The sequence below is a fragment of the Streptomyces griseoflavus genome, assembly GCF_014649995.1.
Lineage (GTDB): Bacteria > Actinomycetota > Actinomycetes > Streptomycetales > Streptomycetaceae > Streptomyces > Streptomyces griseoflavus.
Genome location: NZ_BMUC01000014.1, coordinates 36549 through 50288 on the forward strand (window position 1 = coordinate 36549; position 13740 = coordinate 50288).

Below are 13740 nucleotides of genomic sequence, written 5' to 3' on the forward strand. Positions count from 1 at the left end.
GGGCTGTCAGGCGTCCTTGACGGCGGTGAGGAACACGAAGGTGCCCGGGCCGCTCTCCTCACGGACCGTCAGGCCCGCCCCGGTGAGCCACCGCTTCAGGTCCTCCGGCTCGAACAGCCGCAGCCCGCCCTCGTGCTGGGGGAAGCGGTGGGCCGTCTGGAAGTGGCGGTAGACGGGGTCCTCGGAACGGCGGAACGTCATCACGGTGAACGTGCCGCCGGGACGCAGGATCCGGCCCACCTCCGCGATGGCGGCGGGCGTCTCGTCGTAGAAGGCCTGCAGGGCGTTCCAGCACACGACCGCGCCGACCGAGTCGTCCGCGAAGGGCAGGTCGGAGGCGCCGGCCAGCACGGCGGGCACGTCGGGCAGCCGTCCGCGCAGCACGTTCAGCATGGGCAGCGAGCTGTCGACCGCGAGGAGCCGGTCCGCGCCGACCGCCTCGGCGACGACGGCGGTCCACCGGCCGGCGCCGGCGGCGAGGTCGACGACGGGTCCCTCGACGGGGGCCACGTGCTCGGCGATGTAGCGGTCCTCGTCGGCGGGGGTGACGTCGCCGCCCCAGTTCGACCCGGCGACGCGCAGGAACGAGGGGCGGGCCACGGCCTCGTAGAACAGGCCCATGCTGGGCACCTGGGAGAGCTTCTCCAGGAAGTCGTCGACGCCCGTCTCCTCGCCGGCGGGGGCGGTCAGGTCGAGGATGCCGCCCGCGACCGGGTACGCGGCGGCGCAGCCGGTGCAGGTGAGGCGTCCCTCGCCGGCCTCGAGTTCCTTGTCGCAGACGGGGCAGCGCAGGGCGCCGGTGTGCGCGGCGAACAGTTCCGGGCCGGCCGCGGGGGCGGTGGCACGGGCCCGGTCCGGGACGGCGGCGGCCGGGGCGTCGGAGGGGTCGCCGTGGCACACCGCCCAGTAGGCGCGGGCGCCGGTGCAGCCGAGCACCGTGCGGGTGTCGTTGTCCCAGGCGGTCAGGAGCTGCTGCGGGCTGAGGGCCTTCACCCAGCTCTCGTCGAAGGCGCGTTCGTCCTCGTTGAGGGTCCACGCGGACGGGGAGGGCCACACCCGGCCCAGCCGGGGCCGGTGCGGGTCGAGTTCGCTCAGGGCGCGGTCGAGGCGGGAGAGGTCGGCCGGGTCCGGTTCCCGGCCGGACGCGGCGGCGAGGATCTCGTCCCGGTCGGCCGGGAAGTGCGACAGCAGGTAGAACAGGGCCAGCGTCAGCGGGACGCCGATGCCGTCGGTGCGCAGCAGCCGCAGGTAGCGGTCCAGGTGGGCGCGGACCGCCCGGGTCACCGGCCCGGCGGGGGTGGGGTGCTCGGACTCCGCGAGCAGGCCGAGCAGGATCACCAGGTGCCCGCGGCGCTCCCGGCCGGTCCTGTCGAGCGCCGCGACCAGGGCGGGCACGGCGTCGAGTGCCGACGCGGTGGGCTCGCCGTCGTCCCACACCGTCTCCACCAGCAGGCGGTAGTGGTGCGCGGCCCGCTCCGGCGCGGCGTCCACGAAGGCGTCGACCAGGGCGTCGGTGGCGTGGGCGGTGGCAGCGTTCATGGGGCGTCCTTCCTGCTGAGGTGCGGCGTCACCCGGCGTCACCCGGCGCCCTGCGCGACCGGCGCGCTGACCTGCGGCGAAGGGGCCGGTCGTGGGGGATGCTGCCAGCGCCGCCCGGGCCGCCGCATCTTCTGGACTGCCTTCCTTGCGGCGGTTGTAGGCGCCGCCCGGCCCCGCCCGCGCGGCACGCTCCGGTGCTCCCGGGGGCGCGCCGGCCGCGTCCGCTGAACGTTCGGGCCACGGAGCAATCGACAAGATGCGGGGCCGTTCCGCGGCGGCGCACGATACGGCTCGACGCACGTGGTGCGGGACCGATCCCGCCGGGCGAGCCCTGTGACCTCCTTCAGCGAGCCGCGGCCTTCACGCGCGGACCGACTCTCCTCGGAGCGCTTCATGCATCCCTTCCGTATCGACATCCCGCAGGACCAGCTGGACGACCTGGGCCGGCGGCTGGAGGCGACCCGCTGGCCCGACGAACTGCCCGGCGTGGGCTGGAGCCGCGGAGTGCCGCTCGACTACCTGAAGGAACTCGCCGAGTACTGGCGCACCTCGTTCGACTGGCGCGCGGCCGAGGCGCGCCTGAACGCGCACCCGCAGTTCGTCACCGAAATCGACGGCGCGCCGGTGCACTTCCTGCACGTCACCTCGCCCGAGCCGGACGCCACACCGCTGCTCCTCACGCACGGCTGGCCGGGTTCCGTCGCCGAGTTCCTCGACGTGATCGGCCCGCTGTCCGACCCGAGGTCGCACGGCGGTGACCCGGCCCAGGCGTTCCACCTGGTCATCCCGTCGATCCCGGGCTACGGGTTCTCCCGCCCGCTGCCGGAGAAGGGCTGGGACACGGGCCGCATCGCCCGCGCCTGGGTCACGCTGATGGAGCGTCTGGGATACGACCGGTACCTGGCGCAGGGCGGTGACGCCGGCGCGGTGATCTCCCTGGAGGTCGGGCGGATCGCCCCCGAGCACGTCATCGGTGTTCACGTGAACATGCTGATGACCTTCCCCTCGGGCGATCCGGCCGAGCTCGCCGGGCTCGGTCCGGCCGACCAGGCCCGCCTGGGCAAGCTGGCCCGCTTCGACGCGGAACTGTCGGGCTACATGAAGGTCCAGCAGACCCGCCCGCAGACGCTGGCCTACGCGCTGACCGACTCGCCGGTGGGCCAGCTCGCCTGGATCGTAGAGCGGTTCCTGGACTGGACCTCGGCCGAGCGGCGGCCCGAGGAGGCGGTCGACCGCGACCTGCTGCTGACCCTCGTGTCGATCTACTGGCTGACGGCCACGGCCGGTTCGTCCGCCCAGTTCTACTTCGAGGGCGCCGAGGGGGTACGGGCCGCCGCCGCCGGCGCGGTCCCGCCGCCGCTGACGGTGCCGGTGGGCGTCGCCGTCTTCCCCGACGACATCTTCGTGCCCATCCGGAGCCTCGCCGAGCGCGACCTGCCCCACCTCACGCACTGGACCGAGTTCGCACACGGCGGGCACTTCGCCGCGATGGAGAAGCCGGCCGAACTGACCGGCGACATCCGCGCCTTCGCCCGCTCCCTGACCACCGCCCCCGCCGCCTGAGACGACACCCGTTCAGACAGAGATGAGGCCGTAGATGACCACCCCGACCGTGATCGACGTCTGGCTGGGCGACCTGACCTTCCCCGGCTACATGGACCGGCTGCACCGCCTGGGCGCCGAGTTCGAGAAGGCCCACCCCGAGTACCGGATCAACATCGAGGGCCGGGACTTCCGCAACCTGTCCCGGGAGATCGCGGAGGCGGCCGAGGCGGGCCGTCCGCCGGCGATCGGCGAGTTCTACTTCGCCGTCACCCAGGCCGCGTACGACATGCGGACGAAGGACGGCGAGCCGCTGTTCACGTCGGTGCAGCGGGCGATCGCCGGCCGCACCGAGATCCTCGGCGAGCCGGTCGTCGTCGACGACCTGCTGCCGGCCGTGCGCGAGCACTACTCCCGCGACGGCGACCTGGTCTCCATGCCTGCCGTGGTGACGGCGATGCTGATCTACGGCAACCAGGACCTGCTGCGCGCCGCCGGTGTCGCACACCTGCCCACCACCTGGGAGGAGCTGGAGGCGGCCTGTGAGGCGGTCGCGGCCCTCCCGGACGGACCGGGCCACGCGGTGACCTGGTCCAACCACGGCCTGTTCTTCCAGCAGGCGCTCGCCGTCCAGGGCGGGCACCTGGCCGACCACGACAACGGCCGCGCGGGCCGGGCGACGCGCCTGGACCTGGCGTCCAAGGAGATGCTCGCCTTCGTCGAGTACTGGCAGCGGCTGCACCGCGACGGCCACTACCTGTACACCGGCAAGATCCCGGACTGGGAGGGCAACCTCAAGGCGTTCGCCGACCAGGACGTGGCGCTGCGCGTCACCTCGTCCAACGACCTCAACTACATGGCCCAGGCGGCCGGGCACGCCGGCTTCGAGATGACGGTCGGCCGCTTCCCCGGCCGGGCGGACGAGCCGTACGGCGGGAACATCATCGCCGGCACCTCGCTGTGGCTGACCGCCGGTCTCGACGAGGCGACGCAGGACGGCGCGCTGGCGTTCATGCAGTTCCTCAACAACCCGCGCAACGCGGCCGACCGCCACGTCGCGAGCAGCTTCGTGCCGGTCACCCGCTCCTCCTACCGGCTGCTGGAGGACGAGGGCTGGTTCGAGGCGAACCCCTTCCACCGGCTGGCCAGCGCCCAGCTCGGCAGTTACCCCGAGGGCGAGGGCGTGCCGCCGTGCCGGGGCGCGCTGTTCGGTGACTTCGCCGGCGCGCAGGACGTGATGACCCGCGCGATGGGCGACGTCCTGCTGCACGGCGCGGACCCGGCCGAGCGGTTCGCCGAGGCGACCGCGGAGGCGCAGGGGCTGCTCGACGCCTACGAGCGCGACCGCGTCGAGAACGGCGTGCGCAGCCCCGAGAGCCTGCGGGTGGAGTACTTCAAGGACGCCGAGGCCTACACGGGCGCGCAGCTGGAGAACGCGGTGCGCGGCAGCAACGGCTGACGGACGGAGCACGGAAGGGGCCCCCCGGCCGGGGGCGCCCCGCCGCACACATGGGTCCGGCCCTTCCTCCCCAGGAGGCCGGACCCATCGCCGTGCCGAGGTCACCCGCAGCCGGGTCATGACCGCCCGGGGCCCCTGCAGCGAGACCGCCCCGCACACCTCCTGCCGGCAAGGCCGTTTCTGCAGGATCATGGAGACGGCTGTCGGCCGGCAGGACCGTGTCGAGCGAGGCACGAACGAGGGGACGTGATGACACTCGTCATCGAGCTGCGGCGCGGGGTCTCGGCCTCCCGCACCGGACGGAAGCCAGGGCCCCGTGCCGCGGCAGGGCCGCTGGAGCGGATGGTCGTCGAGGGCGAGCTCTGGACGGCCCTCGAAGCGCTGGGACGACGCCGGCTGCCCCTTCTGGCCGGCGTGGATCCCTATGGGGACACCACGCTGCGTGGTGAGGCGGTGGACCGCATGGTGCGGGAGCTGGAAGGTTCGGATCTCGCTCGGCTGAGAGGCGCCGAGAGCGACACCGTCTCGAAGCTGCTGGCCTGGGGCCGGCGCTGCCGCGTGGACAGAGACCTGCTCATCGCCTTCTCGGGCGATTAGCTTCACGGTGACGGTGTCGCGCCGTGCGGGGCACGGACCCGGGGGCCAGGGCGGCCGGACGCACCCCTTCCGTGCGTCCTCACGGCCGTCAGGCCACCAGGGCGCGGGCGGGCTCGCGGTAGTACTCGATGTCGACCGCCTGGCCGTCGAGGGCGAGGCGCAGCTCGGCCAGGCACACCCGTAGCGAGGCGAGGACCGCGGGCACCTGGACGGTGTCCGCGAGGTGGGTCAGGGTGCGGTAGCTCTCGAGGAGGTGGAGCTCCTGCTCAGCCGTGAGGGGTGAGGACGCGTTCGTCATGAAGTCGTGCCGCCTTCCATTGTGATCGGGGCAGGCTGCCGGCGGGGGCGAGCTCCACCACGGGACGGATGCCGATCTCGCGCTTGAACTCCTCCGCGACACGGCCGCACAGCGCGTCGGCGGCCGGGCCGGTGAGCTCGCCCGCGTCGATCCTGACGTGGACGGTGTCGAGTCCGCGTACGGTGCGCAGGGACGACTGGAACTCGTTGACCTCGTCGAAGGAGCGGACGACGTCCTCGATCATCACCGGGGTGACGGACACCCCGCGGATCTTGCGCATGTCGTCGACGCGGCGCAGGATGCCGCCGTCGTAGAAGTCCCAGGTGCGGCCGCAGCCGCACTCGGTGTGCGGGCGGCGGACGACGATGTCCTCGGTCCAGTGGCGGAAGAGCTGGACGCCCTCGCGGGACAGTCCCGTGGTGACCCGGACGCCCTCCTCGCCGTAGCCGACGGGCTGTTTCGTCTCGGGGTGCAGCACCTCGTCGAAGCAGGACTGCTCGTTGATGTGGCAGGCGCCGCGCCGCGAGGGACACTCGAACATGAAGACGCCGCCGAACTCGGTGGTGCCGGCCGCGTTGAAGACGCGGGCGCCGAAGGCCTCCTCGATGGTGCGCGTGGTGAAGTCGGACCGCGGCTCCGCCCCGGCCAGGATGATCCGCACGTTCGCCTCGCGGGCGAGGTCGACGCCCATCTCGCGGGCCGTCTCGATCAGCCGCATGGCGTAACTGGGCGTCAGTCCGAGCACCTCGATGCCGTGGTCCACCAGCAGCCGGACCCGGCTGCGGGAGTCCAGGCCGCCGGAGGGGAAGACGGTGCAGCCCATGCGCTCCAGCGCGTAGTGCATGCCCCAGAAGCCGGCGAGCAGGCCGTAGCCGAAGCACACCATGCCCTTGTGCTGCGGGCGCACCCCGTTGGCGTGCAGCGCGGTGCAGAAGGTGTCCACGCACCACACCCAGTCCCGCTCGGTGTCGAAGGTGCGCACCGGCGGGTTGCCGCTGGTGCCGCTCGTCTGGTGGTGGCGCACGCCCAGCGACGGGTCGAGCGAGGGCCAGGTGCCGTACGGCGGTGCCTGCTGCTCGGCGGCGAGCAGGTCCGCCTTGTACAGCAGCGGCATCCGGGCGGTGTAGTCGGCGAGCGAGGTGATGCCGTCCGGGATGCGGGCGTTCCAGAACGGCGAGGAACGCCGGGCGTGTTCGAGGGCGCGGTCCAGGCGCCGCCACCGCCAGGACTCCAGCCGTTCCCGCGGCATGGTCTCCGCTGTGCTGTTCCAGTAGTCCACGTGTGTCTCCGATGTACGCCCGGCAGCCGGTGGCACCGGGAATCCTGGCGCTCGCCCCAACCGGCGGCGCGTCTTCGCGCGTGCGGTCCGCGGCCGGCGGCCTCAGGCGGCGGGGACGGGAGCCGCCCAGGTGGCGAAGTCCCGTACGACACGCAGGTAGTTGGTCACGAGGTCCATGCCGTGGTCGGTGCGGAAGCTCTCGGGGTGGAACTGGACCGACTCCACGGGCAGGGTGCGGTGGCGCAGCCCCATCACGTAGCCGTCGTCCGCCGACCGGGCGGTGACCTCCAGACAGTCGGGCACGGTCTCCTCGGGGACGACGAGCGAGTGGTAGCGGGTCGCCTCGAACCGGTCGGGCAGTCCGGTGAACAGACCGCGCCCGTCGTGGTGGATCCGGCTGGTCTTGCCGTGCACGAGGTGCTCGGCGGGCACCACGCTCGCGCCGTAGGCGCGGCCGATGGCCTGGTGCCCCAGGCACACCCCGAGCAGCGGCAGCCGCCCCGCGAAGGCCCGTACGAGCTCCACGTGCCCCGACTCGTCCGGGTGCCCGGGCCCGGGGCCGAGGAGGATGCCGCCGAGCCCCATGGCGGGCACCTCGGCCGCGGAGAGCGCGTTGGAGCGCACCATGAGGGGGACGGCGCCCGCCGACATCAGGTACTGGCGCAGGATGTCGACGAAGCTGTCGAACGCGTCGACCACCAGGATCCGCGGGGCGGTGGTGGGCCGGAGGGGGAACATCCGGGTCACAGCAGTTCCTTTCCGGTGACCGCCCAGTGGGCGGCGCTCATCTTGGCCAGCGTCTCGCGCCATTCGGCGCGGGGGTCGGAGTCGGCGACGATGCCCGCCGAGGCGCGGGTGCGGTAGACGCCGTCGCGGTGGAACAGGGTGCGGATGCACAGGGCGAGGTTGGTGTAGCCGCCGACGTCGAGGACGCCGAGGGCGCCCGCGTACAGGCCGCGGCGGCTGCGCTCGACGGACTCGATGATCTCCATGGCCCGGATCCGGGGAGTGCCGGTCATGGTGCCGGCCGGGAACAGGGCGGCGATCGTGTCGAAGGCGTCCTTGTCCTCCTCGGCCCGGCCCAGCACGGTGGACACCAGGTGCAGGACGTGCGAGTAGCGCTCGACGGAGAGCCGGTCGGGCACCTGGAGGGTGCCGGCCCGGCAGATCCGGCCGATGTCGTTGCGGCACAGGTCGACGAGCATGGTGTGCTCGGCGATCTCCTTGGGGTCCGAGGACAGCCGGCGGGCGCCGGCCTCGTCGTCCCCGGTGCGCGGCAGGGTGCCGGCGATGGGACGCATGGTGACGGTGCCGTCCTCGATCCGCACGAACAGTTCGGGGCTCGCGCCGATGACGCACTGCCCCGCCAGGCTCGCCAGGTACATGTAGGGCGAGGCGTTGCGCCGGCGCAGCCGCTGGTAGACGTCGGCCGGGCGGGCCGCGGAGCGCATGGTCAGCTCGTGCCCGATCTGCACCTGGTAGATGTCGCCGACCGCGATGTGCTTCAGGCAGCGTTCGACGTCGGCGGCGAACCGGTCGGGCTCGCTGTCGTCGGTGACGACGGCCTCGGGGAAGGTGTGGGCGGCGGGCTCGGGGTGGGTGTCCCGGGCCCGGGTGAGCAGGTCCAGGACGTCGTCCCGGTCGAGGGGGTCCCAGTGCGCCGACTCGTGCAGCAGCAGCTCCGCCCCGCCGTCCTCGAGGTCGGCGACGACACAGCCCTGGTGCAGGACGAGGTGGACGTCGGGCAGGTCGGGGCGGTCCTCGATGAGGTGGGGGAGGTCCTCGACGTAGCGGACGGTGTCGTAGCCGAAGTAGGCCAGGAAGCCGAAGCGGAAACTCGACGCCGAGCCGTCGGCGTCGAACATCCGCTGGGCGGTGCGCAGGAGGGCCCACAGGTCCTTGAAGGAGCGCAGCCGCACGGTGGCGTGCGCGGCGCTGCCGGCCGGGTCCGTCCCGTCCGGGGCGAGCAGCGGCCGGGCCCGCTCCAGGAGCAGCCGGACGAGACCGGGCCGGCCCGCGACCCGCACCTCCCCGTCGGTGACGGACAGCGACAGCAGCGTGCCGAAGCCGGCGAACTGGTAGCGGCGGTCGTGCTGCGGGCCGGCGGCGGACTCCAGGAGGTACACCTCGTCCGCGCCGAACCGCGCGGCGAGGGCACGGTAGGCGGGGAGCATCGCCGGCTGGGGCAGACCGCGCGTGCGCGTCGTCACGCGGACCGGGGCGGGCGCCGCCGGGTGCGGATCGGTCATGGCAGGTCCTCTGGTTCACGTGGTGATCGCGTAGCGGTGCGCGACCTGTCGGGCGGTGCGCGCCGGGCCGTCGGGCCCGGACCGGCGGTCCAGGACCCGGGCCGCCTTCCAGCTGACGAACGAACCGGTGTGGGTCACGGGGTCGATGTCGGTGTCGGCCACGACGGTGCAGTGCGCGCCGGTGCGCTCGCGCAGCCGGGCGGCGACGGCCGCGGCGGTCCGCTCGGGCCGCTCCGTGGCGGGGTGGAGGTCCATGCGTACGGTGACGCGGTCGCCGCCGTCCGGCGCGCGGTCGATGACGACCTGGTAGCCCAGGCAGCCGCGGACGTCCGTCAGCACGGCCGACTCCAGTTCGGCCGGCCACAGCAGGCCGTCACCGAGCGGGATGCGGTCGCCGGCGCGTCCCACGACCTCGACGACGGGGCCGGGCAGGGCGGAGCCGGGCGGGGCGGGGGTGAGCCGGACCAGGTCCCCGGTGCGGTAGCGGATCAGCGGCTTGATGCCGTCGACCAGCATGGTCAGCACCAGTTCGCCGGTGCCGTACGGGCCGAGCGGGGCGCCGGTGTCGGGGTCGACCAGTTCGGCCAGGTAGTTGGGCGAGGACAGGTGCAGGGCGCCGCTGTCGGCACCGGAGGCGATGCACAGGGCCTCCTGGGAGCCGTACAGGGCGGGCCGTACGACGGCGTTCGGCCAGACGGTGGAGACGTTCGCCGCGAACTCGGGGGTGCAGATCTCACCGAGGACGAGGAAGAGCCTCACCGGCAGCGCGGCCGGGTCGTAGCCGTGGTGCAGGGCCGCCTTGGCCAGGCTCAGGCACAGCGCGGGGGCGCAGACGACGATCTCGACGCCCAGCTCCTCGACGAGGCGCAGCGCCTTCCTGAAGCCGACGCGCGGGGACTCGGGCCACAGCTTGACGTGGCACAGGTCCAGGGTCGCGGCCACGTCGGTGAACACGTCGCCGAACGCGTACAGCTCGGACGGCCCCATCAGGCCGACGACGGGCTTGCGGTCCCCGAAGCGCGTGCGCAGCAGGTGGCGCCAGGAGTGCTCCACGGCGCTGTTGGAGGCGGCGATGTCCCGGGCGCCGCGCGGGCAGGGGGTGGCGGCGCCGGTGGTGCCGTTGGTCTCGTAGTAGATCCGCGCGTCGGCCATCGGGCCGGACAGCACGTCGTACATCTCGCGGCGCAGGTCGTCCTTGGTGGTGAAGGGCAGCGCCCCGAGCGTCGCGGGGGTGACGGCCTCGATGTCCACGCCGGCCAGGTGGCGGCGGTAGAACGGGGAGCGCGCGGTGACGTGGCGCAGCACGGCGGTCAGCCGCCGCGCCTGCCAGTCGGCCAGGGCCTGTCCGGTGAGGGTGCCGTCGTGGAAGGCGTCGCTGACCCGGCGGTGGGCGGCGAGGAAGGCGTCGGTGCCGACGGCGGTCACGGCCGGCCCTGCGGGGCGAGGGCGGGCTCGGGGGCGGGCTCGGCGAACTCGGCGGCGTTCAGGGCGAGTCCCACGCGTTCGTTGGCCTCGCGGGTGTGGATCGGGCCGTCGTTCCCGGTGAGCCTGCGGTGCTCGGCCAGCAGCTCCATCATGTCGGTCATGCGCTCCACGAGCCGGGAGACGTTGGTCAGTCCCTCCTCATCCTTCAGCGCGTCACCGCGGTGCAGGGCGTGCACGGTGGCGGGGAAGCCGCTGCCCACCACGATCATCCGGTTGAGCAGGGCGTTGACGGTCAGCTGGGCCCACACCTCACCGGCGCTGTACCGGCGGGCGACGGAGATGACCCCGGCCACCTTGTTGGTCAGCGGGCGGTCGAACCGCAGGTGGCCCACCCCGGCCCGCTCGATGAACGTCTGCATGAGGCTGGCGGTGCCGAAGCCGTGGACCGGCGCGGCGAAGACGATGCCGTCGGCCTCGATCATCCTGGCCACCACGCCCGCCACGTCGTCCGGCACGGCACAGGGGGTCGTGCGGGTGTTGCAGTCACCGCACGGGCCGCAGCGGTCCATGCGGACGCTGCGCAGGTCGACCGTCTCGAACACGACCCCGCGCCCCGCCGCGACCTCGGCGGCGTGACGCAGGACGTCGGCGGTGTTGCCGTCACGCTCCGATCCGTTGATCGCCAGGATCCTCAGTGGTGCTGTCACGAGATGACTCCTTCGCAGATTCGGCACTTCCGGCGCGGTCGGCGACGGGGGCCGGAGAGCGGGTCGCGGGCGCCGGGCGCCCGAGTTCGCCAAGTCGTCGTGTGGGGGCCTGCCGACTTACCTGAATCGTCACGTCTGCGGGCATGACGGCGCATCTCTCTAAATGCTGTGCGACGGCCCCGGCCCCGCGGAGCCGCGGGGCGGGCGGCGGCGCAGGTCAGGCGCCCAGCACCAGGGGGTAGGTGTCGAGTCCGCGGACGACCCACCGGTCGCGGTAGACGGGCGGGGCGGACGCGGCCAGGCGCGGGAAGCGGTGCAGCAGCCGGGGCAGGGCGATACGGGCCTCGAGGCGGGCGAGGGGGGCGCCGAGGCAGTAGTGCGGGCCCGCGCCGAAGCTCAGGGGCCCCGGGGAGCCGCCGCGCGCGGGGTCGAAGCGGTCCGGTGCGGTGAACCGCAGCGGGTCGCGGTTGGCGGCGGCCATGATGAGGGTCAGCCGGGTGCCGCGCGGGACGGCGGTGCCGAGCAGCTCGGTGTCGTCGGCGGCGAAGCGGCTGGTGACGTGGACGGGCGGCTCGTAGCGCAGGATCTCCTCGACGTAGGCGTCGGCGAAGTCCGGCTCCTCGCGCAGCCGCCGCGCGTACGGGGCGTGGTCCAGGGCGATCATCACGCCATGGCCGATGAGGAAGCTGGTGGTCTCGAACCCGGCGGTGAGCAGCACCATGAGGGTGCCCATCAGCTCCTCGTGGCTCAGCCGCCGCGGCTCGCCGTCGTGCGCGGCGGTGAGGGTGGTGAGGAGGTCGTCGGCGGGCCGGCGGCGGCGGTCGTCGACGAGTACGTCGAAGTAGCGGGCGAGGTCGTCCATCGCGGCGTCGGCCCGGTGCAGCGCGGAGGGGTCGGAGAACCCGTCGGTGGCCACGGCGATGGCGGAGGCCGTCTCCCGGAACCAGACCTGGTCCTCCTCGGGGAAGCCGAGCACGGCGCCGATGACGGCGACGGGCAGCCGGGAGGCGAACTCGGCGATGACGTCGACGGGTTCGCCGGCGGCGGCGAGGCGGGTCATGCGGTCCAGGAGGCGGTCGGCCATGTCCTCGACGACCTGGGCGAGGTCGCGCACCCGGGGCGGGGTGAAGGCGAAGCCGGCCAGGGACCGCAGCCGGCTGTGGTCGGGTCCGTTGCTGTAGAGCATCGAGCTGGTGAAGGCGCGCAGCGAGGAGTGGGAGCGCCAGGCCGGGTAGGCGGCGTCGTAGGCCGTGCGGTCCTGGACGTGCAGCCGGGGGTCGCGCAGGGCGCGGGCGCAGGCGTCGTAGCCGGTGACGACCAGCCGCCCGGGACCCCGCCGGGCGAGGTCGCCGTGGGCGCGGATCGCCTCGTACAGCGGGTAGGGGTCCTGTCGTCCCCGCCGTGTGCCCAGGGCGGCGAACGCCTCCGTCAGGGACAGGGCGACGGGCTCGGGCATCCGGTGTCTCCTCCCGCGGCGGGCCGCTCGGCGTGACCGGACGGCCCGGTCACGCGGCGGTCAGTTCGATGATCGCCGAGGGGCCGGCGGGGTGGACGGCGGCCACCCGCAGGCCGGCGTCGGCGGCGAGCGCGGCGAACTCGGGCACGCCGCGCTCCTGGGCCCCGTAGACGCAGAGCATCCGCAGGTCCATGCCGGTGTGCGGGGCGTCGCCGCGGGGTCCGACCGACTCGATGACGAAGACGGAGCCGGTGCGGCCGGCGGCCTCGGCGCAGCGGCGCAGGATCGCGGTGGCGGCGGTGTCGTCCCAGTCGTGCAGGATCAGCGAGAGCAGGTAGCCGCCCGCTCCGCCGGGCAGGGGGTCGAAGAAGCTGCCGGTGACGGCGTCGGCCCGGTCCTCCAGGCCGGAGGCGGCGAAGTTCTGTTCGGCGCTGTGCGCGGCGGCCTTCAGGTCGACGACGGTGCCGCGCAGGCCGGGGTGGGCGTGCAGCAGGGCGGTCAGCAGGGAGCCGTCGCCGCCGCCCACGTCGACGACATGGCCGAGCCGGCCCCAGTCGTAGCCGGTGACGATGTCCGGGGCGCGGACGGCGACGTCGGCGCCGAGCAGGGAGTTGAAGGCCGCGGCCCGCTCGGGGTCGTCGGTCAGGTCCTCCCAGTAGGGGCGTCCGTAGCGCACCGGGAAGGCGGCCTGGCCGGTGGTGACGCTGTGCAGCAGTTCCACGAAGGACAGTTCGCCGCGGCCGCCGGTGCGGACGTCGAACCAGGTGCGCAGGCCGGCCGGGTGGTCCTCGCACAGGGGGCGGCCCAGGGCGGTCAGGGTGTAGCGGCCGTCCGCGTCGCGGTCGAGCGCTCCGCGCACGGCCAGGTAGCGCAACAGCCGCTCCAGGGCGCCGGGGTGGGCGCCGACCGCCTCGGCCAGCTCCGTCGCCGTCCGGGTGCCGGCGGCGATGTGGTCGGCGATCCGCAGGGTCGCGGCCACTCGCACGGCCATCGGCGTGCCCAGGTTCGCCATCCGCCACAGTTCGGCGGCCTTGCCGTCCTCGTCGCCCAGCACAGCGGTGCCCTCCTTCGTCGGGGGTACGGGCACGCCCGTGCTGCCATCCTCGCCGAGCGCCGGGCCCGGGCCATCTCCTGAATTGCGCTCCTGCGGACGGGAATTGCCGGGGAGGGGGGCCGGGCTGCGGAACCG

At 73.7% G+C, this 13740-nt stretch carries 12 protein-coding genes; 3 read left to right on the forward strand and 9 right to left on the reverse strand.

The genetic code is table 11. The annotated features are described in order from the left end of the window. Positions 1 to 6: 6 nt before the first annotated feature. Positions 7 to 1539 carry a class I SAM-dependent methyltransferase gene (locus IE172_RS25905; protein WP_190099723.1) on the reverse strand — a complete coding sequence of 511 codons (1533 nt, stop codon included), beginning with the start codon at positions 1537 to 1539 and terminating at the stop codon, positions 7 to 9. Between the two features lie 393 nt (positions 1540 to 1932). On the opposite strand from IE172_RS25905, the gene IE172_RS25910 reads away from it, so the two are divergent. From IE172_RS25910 to IE172_RS25920, 3 genes are all read left to right on the forward strand, one after another. Further along, positions 1933 to 3102, forward strand: coding sequence for an epoxide hydrolase family protein (locus IE172_RS25910; RefSeq protein WP_190099724.1), 1170 nt, complete (start codon positions 1933 to 1935; stop codon positions 3100 to 3102). A gap of 34 nt (positions 3103 to 3136) precedes the next feature. Then, complete coding sequence (locus IE172_RS25915) at positions 3137 to 4540, forward strand: extracellular solute-binding protein (protein ID WP_190099725.1); 1404 nt, start codon at positions 3137 to 3139, stop codon at positions 4538 to 4540. A gap of 249 nt (positions 4541 to 4789) precedes the next feature. Then, complete coding sequence (locus IE172_RS25920) at positions 4790 to 5137, forward strand: hypothetical protein (protein WP_190099726.1); 348 nt, start codon at positions 4790 to 4792, stop codon at positions 5135 to 5137. 88 nt (positions 5138 to 5225) lie between these two features. Here IE172_RS25920 and IE172_RS25925 read toward each other — a convergent pair whose 3' ends face one another. The 8 genes from IE172_RS25925 to IE172_RS25960 all read right to left on the reverse strand — a co-directional run bounded on the left by IE172_RS25925 (position 5226) and on the right by IE172_RS25960 (position 13638). Then, a complete protein-coding gene (locus IE172_RS25925) occupies positions 5226 to 5435 on the reverse strand; it encodes a DUF6052 family protein (protein WP_190099727.1) in 210 nt (69 codons plus the stop codon). Continuing rightward, positions 5404 to 6714 carry a phenylacetate--CoA ligase family protein gene (locus IE172_RS25930; protein WP_190099728.1) on the reverse strand — a complete coding sequence of 437 codons (1311 nt, stop codon included), beginning with the start codon at positions 6712 to 6714 and terminating at the stop codon, positions 5404 to 5406. Before IE172_RS25930 ends, IE172_RS25925 begins: the two co-directional genes overlap by 32 nt. 102 nt (positions 6715 to 6816) lie before the next feature. Further along, positions 6817 to 7452: an anthranilate synthase component II gene (locus IE172_RS25935; RefSeq protein WP_228969488.1), complete on the reverse strand. Its 636-nt coding sequence runs from the start codon at positions 7450 to 7452 to the stop codon at positions 6817 to 6819. 5 nt (positions 7453 to 7457) lie between these two features. After that, positions 7458 to 8963, reverse strand: a complete 1506-nt coding sequence (locus IE172_RS25940) for an anthranilate synthase component I family protein (protein WP_190099730.1) — start codon at positions 8961 to 8963, stop codon at positions 7458 to 7460. A gap of 15 nt (positions 8964 to 8978) precedes the next feature. Continuing rightward, entirely contained in the window at positions 8979 to 10388 is a 1410-nt protein-coding gene (locus tag IE172_RS25945; RefSeq protein WP_190099731.1) for a phenylacetate--CoA ligase family protein, read from the reverse strand. Beyond that, positions 10385 to 11095 (reverse strand): flavodoxin family protein, encoded by a 711-nt coding sequence (locus tag IE172_RS25950; protein WP_190099732.1) that lies wholly within the window; start codon positions 11093 to 11095, stop codon positions 10385 to 10387. The genes IE172_RS25945 and IE172_RS25950 overlap by 4 nt, the downstream gene beginning before the upstream one ends. A gap of 217 nt (positions 11096 to 11312) precedes the next feature. Beyond that, positions 11313 to 12551 carry a cytochrome P450 gene (locus tag IE172_RS25955; protein ID WP_190099733.1) on the reverse strand — a complete coding sequence of 413 codons (1239 nt, stop codon included), beginning with the start codon at positions 12549 to 12551 and terminating at the stop codon, positions 11313 to 11315. A gap of 49 nt (positions 12552 to 12600) precedes the next feature. Then, positions 12601 to 13638, reverse strand: coding sequence for a methyltransferase (locus IE172_RS25960; RefSeq protein WP_306432814.1), 1038 nt, complete (start codon positions 13636 to 13638; stop codon positions 12601 to 12603). Positions 13639 to 13740: the final 102 nt, after the last annotated feature.